Raw genomic sequence first — 243 nt, 5'->3', positions numbered from 1 at the left:
CAAGCAGATGATCGAGTTCTTCAATGACGCTCCATACGACGTCTTCCAGGTGCCTGAGCGCGTCGCTATCCGGCGTGCTTGGAACAACGGCGTCTCTATCTTCCTTCACGAGGACGACGCGAAGACCGAGGACGCACGCGAAGCCTACACCGAGATCGCGAAAATGCTCGAACGTCACACTACGGAGGTGGAAGCATGAGCAGCAATGACGGCGACGACGAACTCGAGGAGCGGAAAAGCGAC

The 243-nt window shown here is 57.6% G+C and carries 1 pseudogene; it reads left to right on the top strand.

The features are described 5' to 3' along the window. Positions 1–199: pseudogene (locus SM753_RS21050) on the top strand (ParA family protein); the annotation flags it as partial. Positions 200–243: the final 44 nt, after the last annotated feature.

The organism is Halostella sp. PRR32, assembly GCF_034808085.1.
In the GTDB taxonomy this organism is placed as follows: Archaea; Halobacteriota; Halobacteria; order Halobacteriales; family Natronoarchaeaceae; genus Halostella; species Halostella pelagica.
The sequence above is the reverse complement of the archived record's forward strand: the minus strand, read 5'-3'. Positions and strand labels throughout refer to the sequence as shown.